This is a genomic window from Bacillus sp. FSL M8-0025 (assembly GCF_037975475.1).
GTDB lineage: Bacteria > Bacillota > Bacilli > Bacillales > Bacillaceae > Bacillus > Bacillus subtilis.
The window spans coordinates 1693119-1711332 of record NZ_CP150258.1 but is presented as its reverse complement, the minus strand read 5'-3'; the positions used below and the strand labels follow the sequence as shown (position 1 = coordinate 1711332).

At 43.2% G+C, this 18214-nt stretch carries 18 protein-coding genes; all 18 read right to left on the bottom strand.

Translation table 11 applies throughout. The features are described from left to right. Positions 1–72 precede the first annotated feature (72 nt). The 18 genes from tepJ to infB all read right to left on the bottom strand — a co-directional run bounded on the left by tepJ (position 73) and on the right by infB (position 18210). Positions 73–285 carry a TepA modulator TepJ gene (gene tepJ / locus MKX38_RS08920; protein WP_003231871.1) on the bottom strand — a complete coding sequence of 71 codons (213 nt, stop codon included), beginning with the start codon at positions 283–285 and terminating at the stop codon, positions 73–75. Beyond that, a complete protein-coding gene (gene tepA / locus MKX38_RS08915; protein ID WP_003245712.1) occupies positions 282–1019 on the bottom strand; it encodes a translocation-enhancing protein TepA in 738 nt (245 codons plus the stop codon). The genes tepJ and tepA overlap by 4 nt, the downstream gene beginning before the upstream one ends. A 115-nt stretch (positions 1020–1134) precedes the next feature. After that, a complete protein-coding gene (gene rnjB / locus MKX38_RS08910) occupies positions 1135–2802 on the bottom strand; it encodes a ribonuclease J2 (protein ID WP_003231875.1) in 1668 nt (555 codons plus the stop codon). 177 nt (positions 2803–2979) lie between these two features. Beyond that, entirely contained in the window at positions 2980–3852 is an 873-nt protein-coding gene (gene dapA / locus MKX38_RS08905) for a 4-hydroxy-tetrahydrodipicolinate synthase (protein ID WP_014476832.1), read from the bottom strand. Between the two features lie 30 nt (positions 3853–3882). Beyond that, complete coding sequence (gene dapG / locus MKX38_RS08900; RefSeq protein WP_015483233.1) at positions 3883–5097, bottom strand: aspartate kinase; 1215 nt, start codon at positions 5095–5097, stop codon at positions 3883–3885. Positions 5098–5188: 91 nt separating this feature from the next. Next, on the bottom strand, positions 5189–6229 hold the full coding sequence (gene asd / locus MKX38_RS08895) for an aspartate-semialdehyde dehydrogenase (RefSeq protein WP_003244674.1): 1041 nt from the start codon (positions 6227–6229) through the stop codon (positions 5189–5191). A gap of 125 nt (positions 6230–6354) precedes the next feature. Then, a complete protein-coding gene (gene dpaB, locus MKX38_RS08890; RefSeq protein ID WP_003244650.1) occupies positions 6355–6957 on the bottom strand; it encodes a dipicolinate synthase subunit B in 603 nt (200 codons plus the stop codon). Positions 6958–6959: 2 nt separating this feature from the next. Then, positions 6960–7853 carry a dipicolinic acid synthetase subunit A gene (dpaA, locus tag MKX38_RS08885; RefSeq protein WP_003231888.1) on the bottom strand — a complete coding sequence of 298 codons (894 nt, stop codon included), beginning with the start codon at positions 7851–7853 and terminating at the stop codon, positions 6960–6962. A 185-nt stretch (positions 7854–8038) separates the two neighbouring features. Continuing rightward, positions 8039–8296, bottom strand: a complete 258-nt coding sequence (locus MKX38_RS08880; protein WP_003231890.1) for a YlmC/YmxH family sporulation protein — start codon at positions 8294–8296, stop codon at positions 8039–8041. Positions 8297–8373: 77 nt separating this feature from the next. After that, a complete protein-coding gene (locus MKX38_RS08875) occupies positions 8374–9603 on the bottom strand; it encodes a pitrilysin family protein (RefSeq protein WP_339189199.1) in 1230 nt (409 codons plus the stop codon). 39 nt (positions 9604–9642) lie between these two features. Beyond that, positions 9643–10602 (bottom strand): polysaccharide deacetylase family protein, encoded by a 960-nt coding sequence (locus MKX38_RS08870; RefSeq protein WP_032721565.1) that lies wholly within the window; start codon positions 10600–10602, stop codon positions 9643–9645. A gap of 116 nt (positions 10603–10718) precedes the next feature. Further along, positions 10719–12836 carry a polyribonucleotide nucleotidyltransferase gene (gene pnp / locus MKX38_RS08865; protein ID WP_003231897.1) on the bottom strand — a complete coding sequence of 706 codons (2118 nt, stop codon included), beginning with the start codon at positions 12834–12836 and terminating at the stop codon, positions 10719–10721. Positions 12837–13008: 172 nt separating this feature from the next. After that, positions 13009–13278: a 30S ribosomal protein S15 gene (rpsO, locus tag MKX38_RS08860; RefSeq protein WP_003220957.1), complete on the bottom strand. Its 270-nt coding sequence runs from the start codon at positions 13276–13278 to the stop codon at positions 13009–13011. Between the two features lie 156 nt (positions 13279–13434). Continuing rightward, the gene (ribF, locus tag MKX38_RS08855) at positions 13435–14385 is read right to left on the bottom strand and encodes a bifunctional riboflavin kinase/FAD synthetase (RefSeq protein ID WP_015252082.1); all 951 of its coding nucleotides are present in this window, start codon (positions 14383–14385) and stop codon (positions 13435–13437) included. Between the two features lie 18 nt (positions 14386–14403). Further along, entirely contained in the window at positions 14404–15333 is a 930-nt protein-coding gene (gene truB / locus MKX38_RS08850) for a tRNA pseudouridine(55) synthase TruB (RefSeq protein ID WP_015252083.1), read from the bottom strand. An 81-nt stretch (positions 15334–15414) separates the two neighbouring features. Then, on the bottom strand, positions 15415–15768 hold the full coding sequence (gene rbfA, locus MKX38_RS08845; protein ID WP_009967251.1) for a 30S ribosome-binding factor RbfA: 354 nt from the start codon (positions 15766–15768) through the stop codon (positions 15415–15417). A 16-nt stretch (positions 15769–15784) separates the two neighbouring features. After that, positions 15785–16063, bottom strand: a complete 279-nt coding sequence (locus tag MKX38_RS08840; protein WP_003220950.1) for a DUF503 domain-containing protein — start codon at positions 16061–16063, stop codon at positions 15785–15787. Further along, the gene (infB, locus tag MKX38_RS08835; RefSeq protein ID WP_003231906.1) at positions 16060–18210 is read right to left on the bottom strand and encodes a translation initiation factor IF-2; all 2151 of its coding nucleotides are present in this window, start codon (positions 18208–18210) and stop codon (positions 16060–16062) included. The genes MKX38_RS08840 and infB overlap by 4 nt, the downstream gene beginning before the upstream one ends. Positions 18211–18214: the final 4 nt, after the last annotated feature.

The following is an 18214-nucleotide window of genomic DNA, read 5'->3' as shown; positions in this document are numbered from 1 at the left end:
TTTACAGGCTGCGTTTTTTCTGTAGGATTCCCCTATTATAGCATATTTTGCCCTTAAAAAAGGGTTGGATTCTTATACGTTTAATTTCAGCTTTTGTCCCGGTGAAATGTCCGGATGCAGAAAATGCATTGGATTGGTGCTCATGATTTGAATGACTTCCGCTTCATTCCCTTTCATTTCGACTAGAAGCGGTACACCTTTATATTCAATTTGCTCATGTGCGCTTGTCTCTTGGTTCTGTTCTGCAAACACAATTTCCTGCGGCATCACGGTATAAAGAATCATTGAATCATCCGTCCTTCTTCTTTCCTTGCTTCATCGATGAGCTCATTCAGTTTATTGATTGCCTGTCCGACACCGCCTGCGTGATCGATCAATCCGTATTTAACTGCATCCTTACCGACCACATTTGTTCCGATATCGCGTGTTAAGTTTCCTTTTGAAAACATTAGCTCTTTAAACTTCTCTTCGGTTATATTGGAATGGCTTGTCACAAATTTAACAACTCTTTCTTGCATCTTATCCAGGTATTCAAACGTTTGCGGCACCCCGATGACCAGCCCGGTGAGCCTAACTGGATGAATCGTCATCGTTGCTGTTTCGGCGATATAGCTGTAATCACAGGATACAGCAATCGGAACGCCGATGGAATGTCCCCCGCCAAGCACGATAGAAACGGTCGGTTTCGATAAAGATGCAAGCATTTCCGCTATGGCAAGACCAGCTTCAACATCTCCTCCGACAGTATTTAATATGATCAGCAAGCCTTCAATTTTAGGATTTTGTTCAATTGCCACAATCTGCGGGATGACATGTTCATATTTTGTTGTTTTGTTTTGCGGAGGAAGCTGAACATGGCCTTCAATTTGTCCGATAATGGTCAGACAATGAATATTTGTATCTTGGGGCAGCTGCGGAAGCGTCGTTTCACCAAGCTGCTGTATTTTATTCATAATGCTGTCCTTCGCATCATTTTTTTCAGGACGCTCTTCTTCTGTGTTTTCCATACGATGATCCATCTCGCTTTCATCCTTTCCGAGTTTCTCTTTGTATTATGAACAAAGATACTTCATTCAATCCCGGCTTGAAGGACAAAAAATAAAGACCGGAGCAGCTCCGGTCTTTAGTCAGTCATTATACTTCCATAATAATTGGGATGATCATCGGTTTACGTTTCGTTTTTTCATAAAGGAATTGGTTCAAAGCATCCCGCATTGCCTGCTTCAACGTTGACCATTCGACATTTGATGTTTCAGTCGCTTCTGTCACGATGGACCGAACAAGCTCAGTAGCCTGTACGATAAGACCTTCAGACTCTCTTACATAAACAAAGCCGCGAGTGATAATTTCTGGTCCTGATACAAGATGTTTCTTTTGTTTATCAAGTGTAATGACAACGATTAAAATTCCGTCCTGTGAAAGCAAGCGGCGGTCTCTCAATACGATATTGCCGATATCACCGACACCTAAACCATCAATTAAAATATTGCCGTAAGGAACTTTATCCCCAATTTTTACGTTTTGGCCGCGGAATTCAACGACGTCGCCTTTTTCAATTAAGAAGATGTCACTGCGCTTCATGCCGGTTTCTTCAGCGATTTTTGAATGAGCTTTTTGCATTCTGTATTCGCCGTTTACAGGAATCAAATATTTTGGTTTAAGCAGGTTGATCATCAGCTTTAACTCTTCTTGTGAGCCGTGGCCTGATACATGAACACGCTTTTGGGCAAAGATGACTTGTGCACCGGCTCTCGCAAGAAGATCTACTGTTTTAGAGTAAATGAGTTCCTGCCCGGGAATCGGAGTTGACGCAATGACCACCGTATCCCCTTCTTCAATGTTCAGCTGTTTGTGAGCTTTGTTTGCCATTCTTGTCAAAGCAGCTAATGGTTCACCTTGGCTTCCGGCTGTAATAATGGCCACTTCGCGCTTCGGATATTTTTTGACATCCTGTACAGAAATAAACAATTCATCATCTGCTTCAATGTATCCTAACTTTCTCGCGAGCTGCAGGACAGATTGAAGATTTTTTCCGGCTACGGCAATCTTTCTGCCATTTTGAGCCGCTGCATGAATGACTTGCTGAATCCGGTTAATATTGGATGCGAAAACAGCAATAATCACCCGGTTCTGTGAATTATACAGCGCATCCGAAATTTCTCCGCTGACAGCCGCTTCCGAAGGGGTGTAACCCGGCCGTTCCGCATTTGCACTGTCAGAAAGCAGAGCGAGCACGCCGCTATTGCCGATCTTGGCGATCTCGCCAATGTCGCACGTCTGATTAAGTGCAGGAGTTTGGTCAAATTTGAAGTCTCCCGTGCATACAATAGATCCAAGTGATGTTTTAAAGCTCACACCTACAGAATCAGGAATGCTGTGAATCGTTCTAAAGAACGATACCTTTGTTGATTCAAATGTAATGACAGATTTTGAGTGAATTTCTCTTAAATCAGTTTTTCGGTTATGTCCGTATTGTTTTAATTTCTCTCTTAACAGTGCAAGCGTCAGTTTTGTTCCGTACACTGGAACGGACAGCTTGTTTAATAAGTAAAAAACGCCGCCGATATTTTCATCGTGCCCGTGCGTTAAAAAGATTGCCTTGACGCGGTCAGCCCGTTCAATCAAATATGATATGTCAGGAATCACTACATCAATACCGAGCATTTCGTTTTCTGGATGCATAAGGCCGGCATCAACGACAAATATGTCTGAGTCAATTTCAATGACATAAAGGTTCTTCCCAATCTCTCCGACACCGCCAAGGGCGATAATTCTAACGTTTTCTGTATTTTTCTTTTTCAAAATCTATATCCTCCTAGTCTCATACCCGTCCATCATCACTTGTTCCTATTATAACTGAAAGTAAATTTAGAAAACAAGATAAAGCAGAAGGTTTAGGGAAAACCAATATGTAAAAGAAACGGTCAAACTCAGCTGAATGTGAGAATGACCGCGTTTGTTTCACTGTATGAAATTTTCTTACAGTTCGCTGATCGTGCTGCTTAAGCTCAGACGTTCATCCTCAGTTAACGGGACTAGAGGCAGACGCACAGAACCGACATCAAGACCTCTCAGCTGAAGCGCTGTTTTGACTGGAGCAGGATTAGGCGCTTTAAACAGTTCCTTCATAATCGGCAGCAGTTTCTGATGGATCAGTGCCGCATTAGCTGTTTGCCCATTCGTATAATTTTTGATCATTTGCTGCATATCAGAGCCTGCAATATGGCTCGCCACTGATACAACTCCTCTTCCTCCAACTGAAAGAATAGGAAGCGTCAGAGCGTCATCCCCTGAATAGACATAGAAGTCTTCCGGTGTTTCTGCAATAATTTTTGTAATCGCTTCTAGGTCTCCGCTCGCTTCTTTAATCGCAACCACATTCGGAATGTCCGCAGCCAAACGAATCGTCGTTTCAGGAGCAAGAGAAGCAACCGTACGGCCAGGAACATTATAGAGCATAACCGGAAGAGATGTCTCTGCCGCAATTGCTTTAAAATGCTGGTACATTCCCTCTTGAGAAGGTTTATTGTAATACGGGGTAACAAGCATAACAGCGTCCACGCCCGCTTCCTCAGCTTTTTTTGTCAGCTTAATGGAATCTTTCGTGTTGTTGCTTCCAGTACCAGCGATAACGGGCACCCGTCCGTTTACTTCTTTTACCGTATATTCAAAAAGCGCAATTTTTTCTTCAGTTGAAAGGGTCGGAGATTCTCCAGTTGTTCCCGCTACTACTAAAGAATCCGTTCCGTTTTTCAACAAGTAATCAATCAGTGTAGACAGTTTTTGAAAGTCTACGTTCCCTTTATTGTCAAAGGGTGTAATCATCGCTGTAGACACATTTCCGAAATTCATTTTATTCACCTCATCATGATTCAATCACATTTACTTCGAAAGTTCAAACACTTCATGCAAAGCGTTTACAGCAGGAACCATATCCGCTTCATGGACGAGCACCCATATCGTCGTATGGCTGTCAGCCGACTGAAGGATCGGAATTTCTTTTTCTGAAAGAGCCGATACAATTTTGGACGTAACACCGGGAACACCCATAATGCCCGCGCCGACCGCCGATACCTTCGCGCAGTTTCTCGTCACCATTGGATCATAGCCCATATCCATTAAAATACGCTGAGCTGTTTCTGTTTTATTTCCGGCTACCGTATAGACGATTTCACTAGGTGTAATGTTAAAGAAATCGACACTGATTCCAGCGTTTGCCATAGCCTTGAACACTTCAGTCTGAACGTTATACTGGCCGATTTTCGCAGGCACTTTGAACTGCGTGACATCTTTGACATGGGCGATTCCCGTAATCAGCCTTTCAAAAACATCACTGCCGACCTTGGAAGAGTGATGTGATGTCACCAATGTACCTTTATCATTCGAATAAGTCGAACGGACGCGGATCGGAACCTTGGCCTGCATTGCGATTTCCACAGCACGTGGATGAATGACCTTGGCCCCCTGATACGCCAGGTTGCAGATTTCCGTATACGTCACAACAGGAAGCGGTTTTGCATTTTCCACCACTCTTGGGTCAGCAGTCATCACGCCTTCTACATCGGTGAAAATATCGATGTATTCCGCATCAACAGCTGCTCCGAGTGCGGCTGCAGACGTATCGCTGCCCCCTCTGCCGATTGTTGTTGTATCACCCTTTTCAGTTGCGCCCTGGAAGCCTGCGACGACTACCGCATCATGATTGGCGAGCACACTGAATAAACGCTCCGGTTTCATTTCAATGATTTTCGCATTGGTATGCTGATCATTCGTTAAAAAGCCAGCCTGAGCCCCTGTCAGCGCAGCTGCTTTCACACCGTTATCAAGCAGCATGCTTGTAAAGACGACAGAGGAAATAGTCTCTCCGCAAGATAAAAGCAAATCCTGCTCCCTAGGAGAAATCGCTGACTGATCGCCGTAAAGCAGCCCGAGCAAAGAATCTGTTGCATACGGGTCTCCTTTTCGGCCCATCGCTGAAACGACAACGACAACCTTATATCCTTCACTGATTGCTTCTTTAATATGCCCTAAAGCCAGTTTGCGGCCTTTATCATCTTTTACTGATGTTCCGCCGAACTTTTGAACAATTATCTTCACTGTTTTCACTCCAAATTATTCGGACGTAACAGAAGAGAGCAGGCTGATAGCGCCTTACTCTCTTCTATTCGTCTTTAGAAAATTCTCTCTTTTATACGAGGTTTAGTTTTTTCAGGCTTTCTGCAATTTGAACAGAGTTCCATGCCGCGCCTTTTAATAGGTTATCAGAAACAACCCATAAATGAAAACCGTTTGCTCTGTCCAAGTCTTTGCGGATGCGGCCTACAAACACATCGTTTTTGCCGACAGCATCAGCAGGCATCGGATAAAGCTGCTGGCTTGGATCATCCTGAAGTGTCACGCCCGGAGCTTCTTTCAATAGATTTTTAATATCTTCAACTGTAGCGTCATCACGGTCTATTTCGATGTAGACGGACTCTGAGTGCCCAGTTTGGATTGGCAGTCTCACACATGTAGCCGCTACTTGAAGGTCAGGCATGTGCATGATTTTTTTCGTTTCATTTATCATTTTCATTTCCTCAAACGTATAGCCGTTATCTTGGAATTTATCGATTTGCGGAATCGCGTTGAAGGCGATTTGATAGTGTTTTTTGTCACCTTTTACAGGCATGATCTCAGGCTCTATTTCTTCTTTATTTAAAATCGCCTGTGTTTGGCTGTAAAGCTCTTTTACAGCTTCATTACCCGCTCCTGATACTGCCTGGTAAGTTGATACGATGACCTTGTTTAAGCCATATGCTTTGCGGATCGGTTCAAGTGCCGCAACCATTTGGATTGTAGAGCAGTTTGGATTGGCAATAATGCCGTTGTGTTCATGCAAGTCTGCCTCATTCACTTCTGGCACAACAAGCGGTGTATTTTCATCCATGCGGAACGCACTCGTATTATCTATAACAATAGCGCCGCGTTTTACAGCTTCTGGTGCCAATGCTTGTGATACGCTTCCGCCGGCGCTGAACAAAGCAATATTTACCCCTTCAAAGCTCTCAGGAGAAGCTTCCTGAACAGTCAGCTCTTGGCCTTTAAACGTGACTTTTGTCCCCGCAGAGCGTTTTGAAGATAGCAATGTAAGTGTGTCCATTTCAAAGTTTCTGTCTTCAAGTGTTTTAAGCATTTGTTGTCCCACAGCCCCTGTCGCTCCGACAACAGCTACGTGTAAACCTCTTCCCATCTGTAAAACTCCTTCCGCCAATCAGCTTCATTGAATTGATTTGACTATGATTTTACGTTTTATTTTACCATAGAATATGCGGGTGATGACCGAATTTTTTAGTTTGGGAAAGATTTTCTGTAAATTTAGTCATTTCCCTGATAATTCTCAACTAGAATCGGCTGAAGCTGCTGGTGCATGAGTGCCTTTTCAATCGTTTGCGGAAGCAGATCCATTTTGGCTACCATTGAATTCGGTTTTTTAAATGGATCATCTTGCCCGAATGGAATAAAAAAGATATTTTTTGTTGACATGAGCCTCATTAAATTTGTTCCGTTTAAACCAAGAGCATCATTTGTCGAGATACCCAGAACGACAGGCCGATTGTTCCGGATTGTCGCTTTTGCCGCCATCAGCACCGGGCTGTCCGTCATGGCATTTGCCAGCTTGCTCATTGAATTGCCTGTTAAAGGCGCAATGACCATGCAGTCAAGGGGCAGCTTCGGCCCAAGAGGTTCTGCCTTTACAATCGAATCAATGGCCTCATATCCAGTCAGGTCTTCAATTTTTTTAACCCATTCTGCGCCCTCTCCAAATCGGGTATTTGTAGATTTTACATTAAATGTGACAACCGGACGGACTTCAGCTCCTTCGTTGACCAACTCCTCAATTTGCGGGAAAACCGCTTCATATGTGCAATGCGACCCGGTCAGCCCAAACCCGATTCTTTTTCCTTTTAATGACGACATCCTTATTTCCCCTCCTCAGCTTGTATTTCAGCCAAAAGCTTGCTCAAGACGTTTGCAAGGATTTGCCCAGCTGTTTTAGGAGCGACAATCCCTGGAAGCCCGGGAGCAAGAAGTGCTTTAATCCCTTGTTTCTCGGCATATTTAAAATCCGTTCCCCCGGGACGTGAGGCCAGATCCAATATTAAGGTTTTTGGTGTCATGCTAGAAAGTACCGTTTGATTTAAAATCATACTCGGTATGGTATTAATGCAAATATCTATATCTTTTACATGCTCTTTCAGCTCATCGGTATGAAAAGGAACGAGCCCCATTTCAGTGATACGTGCCAGATGCGCTGAACTTCTTGCCCCCACTTTTACATTCGCCCCGAGCGCGGCAAATGTACGGGCAATCGTCATCCCGGTGCGCCCCAGACCGAGAACGGCCACCTGTGATCCGTGTATCGTATAATCCGTGTGCTGAATAGCCAGCATGATCGTTCCTTCTACTGTCGGAATAGAGTTGTATATCGCAATGTCATCCCGCTCAAACAGCTTAACAAGTTTTCTTTTTGCCTGAGCTGCAATGTTTTCTAAATAGGCGTTAGAAATTCCTGAGAAAATGACACAATGTGCAGGCGTTCTGTCAAGATGGTCCTGTTTTAACACAACTTCTTCATTCGAAAATACAGTCGATACGACACCTTCTCCTGTTGTCGCGGATACTGGAAGAATGATGCTGTCTATTTGCTGAAAAGGAATTTCATCAATATTGCATTTTACTGCCCCGGTAAAACCGTGATCCAATTGGTCAAAACCGACAAGATAGATGTCAGCCTGCTGTTCAGTGAGCTTTCTTATAATTTCGAGCTGTCTTGCGTCACCGCCGATAACTGCAATTTTCAATCCGGTTAACATTCTAAACGTTCACCTTCTTTGTATATACTGGATCTCTAGTTGTTAAGCTCCCCTTCATCTTATGATCAAAAGGAAATACCGGTGAATATAAAAGATGCGCTTTTTCCATATAAAAAAACATCGGCTCCGGCAGCCGATGTTTCAGATGTTTTCTTTAGAGCCCGCTTCACAGTCAATTGGGCTATTTACTCTTGTCGAGGAGGCATTTCCTCAGGTACATCTAATATAATCATATCTGAACCGATCTTTTGAATATGGTGCCATGGGACACGAATGTCATGACCTTGCTTTCTCAAACCAAACCACTTAACTGTGGGAATGAGGAGTGCTGTAATCTGTCCATCCTGTTCATTGATTTCCAAATCGGTCTGGCCGAGCACTCCGAGCCGTTCAGCTCTTTTGATGTCTACAATTTCCTTTCCTGATAATTCACTGAGCCGCATGTCTGTCACCCCCTTGTACTATGTATGATGAAAGGGATTAAAAAATGCCTGCTCCATTATGGAGCAGGCTTTCCTTTTTAAGACGGCATATTGCCGGAAGGGCTGATAAGTGCTAATGCATAGTCTTCAGTAAACAATTGTCTGGCAAGGCCGTTAACACGCTCTAAGTTCACGGCGTTTAATTCATTGATGATTTCATCTAATGTTTTATGTTTGCCGAGCAGCAGTTCATTTTTTCCGTTTCGGCTCATTTTGCTGTTTGTGCTTTCTAAGCTCAGCATTAAGCTTCCCTTCATTTGCTCTTTGCTGTTTTCCAGTTCTTTCGAGGTAATGCCGTCACGTTTTAATGTGGCAAGGGTTTCTTGAATTGTTTCCGACAGCTGCTGAAGCTGATTTGCACCCGTTCCGCCGTAAATAGTGAGCATTCCGCTGTCCTCATATGAGCTGTGATAGCTGTAAACAGAATAAGCAAGTCCTTTATCTTCACGCACATCTTGGAACAGCCGGCTGCTCATGCTGCCTCCGAGCACATTGTTGAGGACGATTAAATCATAAATACGTTCATGGCCAACCTCTAAGCCTTTAAATCCAAGGCACAAATGAGCCTGCTCTGTTTCTTTTTTTCTCGTCAGTTTTTCCGTGTGGAACTCAGGCTTCTCAAGGCCTGTCGCTTTACCTTTTGCCTCGTATGACCCGAACCATTTTTCTACATCTTTGATAAAACTGTCAGATATATTGCCCGCTACCGAAATCACCACTCGGTCCGGCGTATAATAATCATGCATGTATTGTCTGAGAGAGTCACTGTTAAAGGAAGCAAGCGTTTCTTCCGTGCCTAGAATTGGGTAGCCTAAAGAATGATTGCCGTAAGTGGCTTTGCTCAGTAAATCATGTACAATGTCGTCCGGCGCATCTTCATACATTTTAATTTCTTCATATACTACATTTTTCTCTTTTTTCAGCTCGTTTTCATCAAACGTTGAATGAAAGAACATATCTGCTAATACGTCCAGCGCGTAATTCGCATGCTCGTCAAGCACCTTTGCATAGTAGCAGGTATATTCCTTTGAAGTAAACGCATTGACCTGGCCGCCAATACGATCAAAAGATTCTGCTATCTCGCGTGCAGATTTTGTGCTCGTCCCTTTAAAGAACATGTGCTCTAAAAAGTGAGAAATTCCGTTTATCTCCGGCGTTTCATGTCTCGACCCTGTGCCGATCCATACGCCGATCGCAACAGAACGGACTGTCGGATTATTTTCCAGCACAATTCTTACACCATTTTGACACGTATATCGTTTAATCAAATTTGTTCCTCCTATTCAAAGACAAGCTGCCTTCATCTGTTACTTCAATAGTCTTGTTTCATCCATTAGTTCAGTGACTGTTCCAAGCGCATATCCTTTGTCTTTTATCTTTGTAATCAGCGCTTCAAGACTTTCCGCCGTAGGGTCAGTCGGATGCATTAAAATCATGGCACCATTATGTATCTTGCTTAACACTCTCGTCTGAAGTACAGACGGAGCCGGCTTTTGCCAATCGATTGTATCAACTGTCCACATGACTGTTCCCATCTGTTTCTCAGCTGCAATGTCGATAACCGCTTTTCTGAAACTTCCGCTCGGCGGAGCGAACCACTTTGGCTTAACACCGATCGTTTGTTCTATTTGTTCATTAGTCTTGTCGAGCTGCTCGGAAATTCTTCCTGTAGTCAGTTTGCTCATATCCGGATGATTGTATGAATGATTTCCGATTTCATGTCCGTCTTTTGCAATCTTCTTAGCGAGCTGTTCATTTTTTCTCACCCAATTGCCTTCTAAAAAGAACGTAGCTTTAACCTGGTGCTTTTGCAGAATAGGGAGCATTTTTTCCAAATACTCATTTCCCCATGCCACATTGATTAAGAAAGCAACCATCGGCTTGTCAGGATTTCCTTTATAAATAGGCTCAGGCTGAAGTGACTCAAGATGAACACTTGGTTTTACTTGGCTGTACACCAGGTCTTTTTCCCGAAACTCGCCATTCTTTTTCATTTTTTTATATGATTGTTCAATATTGACCTTTAATCCATTGTAGCCTGGAATGCTTTTCCACACTTTATCAATTCTTGCATTCTGGGGCTTAACTTCGTACTCCGGCGCTTTTTGAAGCAATTCTTCATATAACGGGTCTTTTGACGCCGTGACAGTCACCGTATCTTTTTTCATTGCCCCTATATAATCAAGTGCATGCGGATTTTCCATCATCTCAAATGAGACAAAAAAAAGAAATAAAAAAACGGCAAACGGTACAAATTTTTTGTACATGTTCTGTCCCCCCTCACCTCACATTATGAAGGAGAAGGACAAGGTAGAACCCGCCTGCTTTTGAAAAGCTTCAAAATAAAGAAGCCGGGTCTCCCAGGCTCCTTTTATGTTTTCATTTAAGATTGTTGTTCTTCTTTTTCTTTCTCTTCACGGAGCACCGCTTTGCGGGATAAATTCACTCGTCCTTGTTTATCAATTTCAGTGACTTTGACAAGAATCTCGTCTCCGATTTTCACAACATCTTCAACTTTCCCTACGCGTTCAAGCGCAAGCTCTGAAATGTGCACCAAACCGTCTTTTCCGCTGAAAATTTCAACGAAAGCCCCGAATTTTTCAATCCGTTTCACTTTACCTAGGTAAAGTTGGCCGACTTCAACCTCTCTAACAAGGTCTTCGATGATTTTTTTCGCTTTTTGGTTGCCGCTTTCATCTGTAGAGGAAATAAAGATTGTGCCGTCCTGCTCAATATCAATTTTAACACCGGTTTCTTCGATGATCTTATTGATTTGTTTCCCGCTTGGTCCGATGACATCGCGGATTTTATCAGGATTAATGGTCATTGTTAAGATCTTAGGCGCATATCGAGAAAGCTCTTTTCTTGATTCGCTTAATGTTGCAAGCATGCTGTTGAGGATTTCCATTCTGCCCTTTTTCGCCTGCTGAAGCGCTTCTTCAAGAATCTCTCTGGAAAGTCCTTCAATTTTAATGTCCATTTGCAGGGCCGTTACGCCTTTTTCAGTTCCCGCTACTTTAAAGTCCATATCTCCGAGCGCGTCTTCCATGCCTTGGATGTCAGTCAAAACAGTGTAATGTTCGCCTGATTTGACAAGACCCATCGCAATACCAGCAACTGGCGCTTTGATCGGTACACCGGCATCCATCATTGCAAGTGTGCTTGCGCAAATGCTTGCTTGAGATGTAGAACCGTTTGATTCAAGCACTTCTGAAACAAGACGGACAGTATAAGGGAAGTCTTTTTCAGACGGAATAACTGGCTCAAGCGCACGCTCACCCAGTGCTCCGTGTCCGATTTCACGACGTCCCGGTCCGCGCATCGGTCCTGTTTCCCCAACGCTGAATTGCGGGAAGTTGTAATGATGCATAAACCGTTTTGACTCTTCGACACCTAAGCCGTCAAGGATTTGCACATCTCCCAGAGCACCTAGCGTACAAACGCTGAGGGCCTGAGTTTGTCCCCTTGTAAATAGACCTGAACCGTGCGTTCTTGGCAAGAGGCCAACCTCTGAAGAGAGCGGACGGATTTGATCGACACCGCGGCCGTCCGGTCTTACTTTCTCTTCAGTAATCAGGCGGCGAACTTCATTTTTCACAAGCTTGGATAAAATCTGCTTCACTTGCTTGATTGTGTCTTCATCATGTTCTTCATCCTCGAATTTTGCCACAACTGCGTTCTTCACTTCGTTAATGGCATCTTCACGGGCATGCTTTTCATGAACTTGGATGGCTTTCAGCAGATCCTCTTCTGCCAAAGCTTTTACTTTTTCATTAAGCTCTTCATCAATTTCAAAGAGCTTAATTTCAGATTTCTCTTTGCCGACTGCTGCAACAATTTCTTCTTGGAATGCAATCAGGCGTTTAATCTCTTCATGGCCGAACATAATGGCCTCAAGCATGATTTCCTCAGGAACTTCGTCCGCTCCCGCTTCTACCATGTTAATCGCATCTTTCGTGCCGGCAACGACAAGATTGATATCGCTTTTTTCAAGCTGATCGACTGTCGGGTTAATGATAAATTGATCATCAATGCGTCCGACAGTAACCCCTGCAATCGGTCCTTCAAACGGAATATCCGATACAGAAAGTGCAAGAGATGAACCGAACATGGCAGCCATTTCTGAAGAGCAGTTTTGGTCAACACTCATGACAATGCTGATGACTTGAACTTCATTACGGAATCCATCGGCAAACAAAGGACGGATCGGACGGTCAATTAAACGGCTGGCAAGAACCGCTTTTTCACTTGGACGTCCTTCTCTTTTAATAAATCCGCCCGGAATTTTCCCTACCGCATATAATCTTTCTTCATAGTTTACAGTAAGAGGGAAGAAATCAAGCGGTTTAGGTTCTTTTGAAGCGGTTGCTGTACTAAGTACTGCTGTATCACCGTAGCGGATCATCACAGCACCATTTGCCTGTTTGGCAAGCTGGCCGGTTTCAACGGTAAGCGTTCTTCCGGCCCAATCTATGGTAAAGACATGTTTTTCTTGTCCCATACAATTACGAACTCCTCTCTTCGTTGTGTGAAATAATCAATTACTCCTATTATGAACGAAATGAATTGAACATATCAATGTCAAAGTAGTATGTAAAAGGATTTCAATGATTTGTTATAAGAAATTTCGCTTTAATACGATAAAAAAGCGGGAATCCTCCCGCTTTTTACGATTATCGACGTAAGCCTAGTTTGTTAATTAACTCACGGTAACGAGTTACGTCTTTATTACGCAGATACGTAAGAAGATTACGACGCTTACCTACCATTTTAAGAAGACCGCGACGTGAGTGGTGGTCTTTCTTGTGAGTACGTAAATGCTCGTTCAAGTTGTTAATTGAGTCAGTTAGGATAGCGATCTGAACTTCTGGAGATCCAGTATCAGATTCGTGTGTTTTGAACTCATTGATGAGTTGGTTTTTACGCTCTTGAGTAATTGCCATCCTGTTTCACCTCCAAATCATATTTAGCCCCAGTTACCTAGCAACCGTCGGTGACTTCGGATTGCCAAGCAATGGTTTTAAGACTACGAAAACTATCATACTAAAAATCGTGCCTATATGCAAATATTTTAGAATAAAATTTGCGTGCGTTGCAAGTTATTTCCGCAAATTGCTGAAATAACGGATGGCTTCCTGCTTATCTTTCTCAATTTGCTCTGTTAATTCTTTGATGCCATTGAATTTCCGCTCGCTCCGAATCCGTTTGTACCATTCGATTTTTATAGCGGCTCCATATACCTCTTGATCGAAATCAAACAGATTGACCTCGATGGAAGGCTGTTCAGGGCGCTTTTCATAAAACGTTGGCTTATAGCCAATATTGCAAACGCCATTGTAAACTTCGCCGTTCACTTCCGCTTTTACGGCATATACACCTGTGGGCGGAACGATATAGCTGTTATTTAAACCGACATTCGCTGTCGGAAACCCGATGGTCCGCCCTCTTTTATCACCATGAATGACAATTCCTTTAATAAAATAAGGTTGTCCAAGCAAGACATTCGCCAATTCAACATCTCCGTTTTGAAGCGCGGTACGGATATACGAAGAACTGATTTTTTTATCCTGCTCCGTTAATTTTTCTACCATTGTGCACCCAGCTTTTCCGTCTAAATCATCCGGCATGGTCTTCATTGTTCCCTTGCCGTATTTGCCGTACGTAAAGTCAAAGCCTGCCACTGCGTGCTGCACATTAAGGCCGATAATATACTGGTCTATAAACTGCTTAGGAGAAAGAGAAGCAAACACTTCATTAAATTTAACGACATACAGAACTTCTGTGCCTAATTGTTCAATTTGGTTTATTTTGTCTTCAAGAGGCGTAATCAGATCCTTTGGTTCCTTATCTCTGCCCAACACGTGAGAAGGATGGGGATGAAAGGTCATCACAGCTAATGTCAGACCTTTTTCTTCGGCTATTTGCTTCGCTGTGCCGATTACCTTTTGATGCCCGAGATGAACGCCGTCAAAATAACCTAACGCCATCACTGATTTTGCCTGCTCCTCTTTTATTAAATGATGAGGATGTGTAATATGTATCGTCTTCACAGAACGGTCACCTTTTTTCTATTGTTCGCTTTTTTGCATCAATACTTTTGCCGGCTTTAACAGCCCTTTTTTTGCAGGATGAGGGAAATAGATCGCCAAGCAGGTTCCGGATTCAGTAAAGACGGCAATACGGTCTTCACTTGTCATTTCAGAAAACTGCTCGGGCGTCTCAAGCAAAGCCCCATTTTCTACTTTCTTAGCTAATGTATCACTTATGATCCATTTCGGCAAATGATTGAGCGCACGTTCAATAGGAACTGTATGCTCTTCCACGGTTCCGGATTGGGCCTGTGCTTCGAGTTCATCAAAAGTAAAGCATTCGTCGAGAGAAAAATCTCCGGATGCCGTACGGATTAAATGAGACATATGGGCCGGATATCCGAGCTTTTCTCCGATCATGACCGCCAGCGTCCTTACATAGGTCCCTTTGGAGCAAGTCACTGTAAACCGGAAGCTTGCGGTTTCTCCATGATGTTTAATCTCTGTTGTCAGGGCAATGTCTTCAATGGTTATCATACGTTTCGGACGTTCTACTTCAATCCCTGCTCTTGCGTATTCGTATAATTTTTTGCCGTTTACTTTTACAGCGGAATACATGGGCGGAATTTGTTCTTGTTTCCCCTTTAAACTGTTTAAAACCTTTTCTACATCCGCTTTATCAATGTCGTGATTGACAGGCTTTGTTTCCACCGTTTCTCCGGTTTGATCCTCTGTTGTGGTTGAAAAGCCCAATGTTATTTCTGCATCATACGTTTTAGATTTTTCAGTTAAGTATTCGACTATTTTTGTCGCTCTTCCTACACAAATCGGAAGCACGCCTGATACTTCCGGATCGAGCGTTCCTGTATGTCCTACTTTTTTTGTTTTTAACAGCTTTCGGATCTTCATGACACAGTCGTGCGATGTCATGCCAACAGGTTTATGTAAAAGGAGAACTCCGTTAACCATTTGCCTTTCACTCCTTCTTTTGAGTTTTTTTCTTATAAACGAAGAAAGAGGACAGACGATATACGCCTATCCTCTCTTTTTTTATTCAGATGGTTTCTCTGAATGTAATTCGTGAATCAGTGTTTCGATCCGATTCCCGTAATCGATTGATTCATCGAACTCAAATTCAATTTCAGGCGTTTTTCGAAGTCTGATGCGGCTGCCGATTTCGGATCGGATAAATCCTTTCGCTTTTGCCAGCCCTTTCAGCGCTTCTTCCCGTTTTTTCTCGTCACCGAGAACCGAGATATACACCTTTGCAATTTGCAAATCACCTGATACACGTACATCCGTTACTGTCAGAAAACCAATTCTCGGGTCTTTCAGCTTGCGGCTGATAATATCACCGAGTTCTTTTTTCATTTGCTCGCCGACACGGTTTGCTCTCATACTCAATTCAATCACCTCTAAGTTAAAACCACTCTGTCCTAGTGATCGTCCGTTCAATTTCAGGAAAAGAATCGATAAACGCTAGGACGCGCTGCAGTTCTTTTTCTGTTTGAACGCGAGAGGAAGAAACAGCGGCGATTCCGAAGCTGGTTCTTTGCCAGGTGTCCTGATAGCCAATCTCCGAAATCGAAACATTGAACTTGTTTTGAACCCTGGTTAAAATCCGCTTCAGAACGGCACGCTTTTCTTTTAGCGATCCTGCATCATAAATGATGCATTCACACTCCGCAAATCCGATCACGTTCTTTCAATTTCTTGCATGACAAACGCTTCTAGGATGTCACCTTCACGAATGTCATTGTATTTCTTAATTGTAATACCACATTCATAGCCTTGTGAAACTTCTTTCACATCGTCTTTAAAGCGTTTCAGAACATCTACTTCGCCTTCAAAGATGACGACGCCGTCACGAATTAAACGGAGGCCGCTGTCGCGCGTAATGGTTCCTTCAGTAACATATCCGCCGGCAATTGTACCGATTTTAGATACTTTGAATGTTTGGCGTACTTCTACTTGACCAATTACTTTTTCTTCATATTCAGGATCAAGCATACCTTTCATGGCAGCTTCAATCTCGTCGATTACTTTGTAAATGATACGGTGAAGTCGAATATCTACATTTTCAGCTTCAGCCGTACTCTTAGCATTTCCGTCCGGTCTCACATTAAACCCGATAACAATTGCATTGGAAGCAGATGCCAAGATAATGTCAGATTCAGTAATCGCACCAACGCCTGTATGGATGATTTTCACTTTAACGCCTTCTACTTCAATTTTTTGAAGCGCAGCCGTTAAAGCTTCAGCAGATCCTTGAACGTCAGCTTTTACGATGAGGTTGATGTCTTTTACATCACCTTGCTTAATTTGCTCGAATAAATCATCAAGACTGAGCTTCGCTTTATCGCTGCGCTGCTCTTCAAGCTGTTTCGAAGCACGGGCTTCACCGACAGAACGAGCTGTTTTTTCATCCTTAAAGACAAGGAATTGGTCTCCCGCTTGAGGGACATCATTCAAACCGGTAATTTCAACCGGAGTTGACGGGCCGGCAGTTTTCACACGGCGGCCAATGTCGTTGACCATTGCACGGACACGGCCAAATGTATTGCCGACTACGATCGGATCACCGACATGCAGTGTTCCAGTCTGTACGAGCAACGTCGCAACTGACCCTCTGCCTTTATCGAGTTCAGCTTCAATAACCGTTCCTTTTGCCTGACGGTTCGGATTCGCTTTCAGTTCCTCTACCTCACTGACAAGCAAAATCATTTCAACGAGCTCATCAATGCCTTTTCCAGTTAAAGCGGAAAGCGGCACAAAAATGGTTTCTCCGCCCCATGCTTCAGGGACAAGACCGTATTCCGTCAGTTCTTGCATCACACGGTCAGGGTTTGCGGATTCTTTATCTATTTTATTCACAGCTACGATGATTGGAACCTCTGCTGCTTTTGCATGGTTAATCGCTTCAACTGTTTGCGGCATGACACCGTCATCGGCAGCTACGACAAGAATCGTAATATCAGTTACTTCTGCACCGCGTGCACGCATTGTTGTAAATGCGGCGTGGCCCGGTGTATCCAAGAACGTGATTTTCTTGCCGTTCTCTTCAATTTGATAAGCGCCGATATGCTGAGTGATTCCGCCTGCTTCTCCTTCAACAACCTTTGTTTTACGGATGCTGTCAAGGAGCGTTGTTTTCCCATGGTCAACGTGGCCCATGATTGTCACGACAGGAGGACGAATTTCAAGATCCTCTTCATTATCAGGCTCTTCGTATTTTTCCAGCTCTGTTTCTTCAAGCACAATGACCTCTTCTGTTTCAACACCATATTCTGATGCAATGAGTTCGATTGTGTCTTTATCAAGCTCTTGGTTAATGGTAGCCATTACGCCAAGAAGCATCAGCTTTTTAATGAGTTCTGAAGGCTCTTTGCCAAGCTCTTCAGCAAGTGCGCCAACTGTTAAAGTGCCAGAGAATGTAATTTTCTCAGGAAGCTCTTTTTTCGGCTTTACAGGCTTTTGCTGATGTTGGTTTTTATTATTGTTGTTGTTGCGTTTATTTTTTTTGTTGTTGTTATTCTTCTTGTTTTTGTTAAATTGATTATTCTGCACGTCATTCTTCTTTCCGTCTCGAATTTTATTTGGTTGATTTCCAGCTGATTGCTGATTAACCCCTTGTGGCTGTTTGTTTTTGTTCGTTTCTGCTGGCTTTTGAGATTTAGCAGCTGCGCCGCCTTTTTTATATTTGGCATCTAGCTTTTTAATGGCCTTTTCTTCAAGCATGGCCATGTGATTATTCACTTCTAAATCCATGTTCTTCAGTGCGGTCAAAATTTCCTTACTTGAAACATTTAACGCTTTTGCATATTCGTATACTCTCATTTTAGCCATTCGT

Bases quoted from the DNA above. Each gene is read 5' to 3' on its own strand.
- tepJ (WP_003231871.1), bottom strand. From the start codon at position 285: ATGATTCTTTATACCGTGATGCCGCAGGAAATTGTGTTTGCAGAACAG.
- tepA (WP_003245712.1), bottom strand. From the start codon at position 1,019: ATGGATCATCGTATGGAAAACACAGAAGAAGAGCGTCCTGAAAAAAAT.
- dapA (WP_014476832.1), bottom strand. From the start codon at position 3,852: ATGAATTTCGGAAATGTGTCTACAGCGATGATTACACCCTTTGACAAT.
- asd (WP_003244674.1), bottom strand. From the start codon at position 6,229: ATGGGAAGAGGTTTACACGTAGCTGTTGTCGGAGCGACAGGGGCTGTG.
- dpaB (WP_003244650.1), bottom strand. From the start codon at position 6,957: ATGTCGTCATTAAAAGGAAAAAGAATCGGGTTTGGGCTGACCGGGTCG.
- dpaA (WP_003231888.1), bottom strand. From the start codon at position 7,853: ATGTTAACCGGATTGAAAATTGCAGTTATCGGCGGTGACGCAAGACAG.
- MKX38_RS08880 (WP_003231890.1), bottom strand. From the start codon at position 8,296: ATGCGGCTCAGTGAATTATCAGGAAAGGAAATTGTAGACATCAAAAGA.
- MKX38_RS08870 (WP_032721565.1), bottom strand. From the start codon at position 10,602: ATGTACAAAAAATTTGTACCGTTTGCCGTTTTTTTATTTCTTTTTTTT.
- pnp (WP_003231897.1), bottom strand. From the start codon at position 12,836: ATGGGACAAGAAAAACATGTCTTTACCATAGATTGGGCCGGAAGAACG.
- rpsO (WP_003220957.1), bottom strand. From the start codon at position 13,278: ATGGCAATTACTCAAGAGCGTAAAAACCAACTCATCAATGAGTTCAAA.
- truB (WP_015252083.1), bottom strand. From the start codon at position 15,333: ATGGTTAACGGAGTTCTCCTTTTACATAAACCTGTTGGCATGACATCG.
- infB (WP_003231906.1), bottom strand. From the start codon at position 18,210: ATGGCTAAAATGAGAGTATACGAATATGCAAAAGCGTTAAATGTTTCA.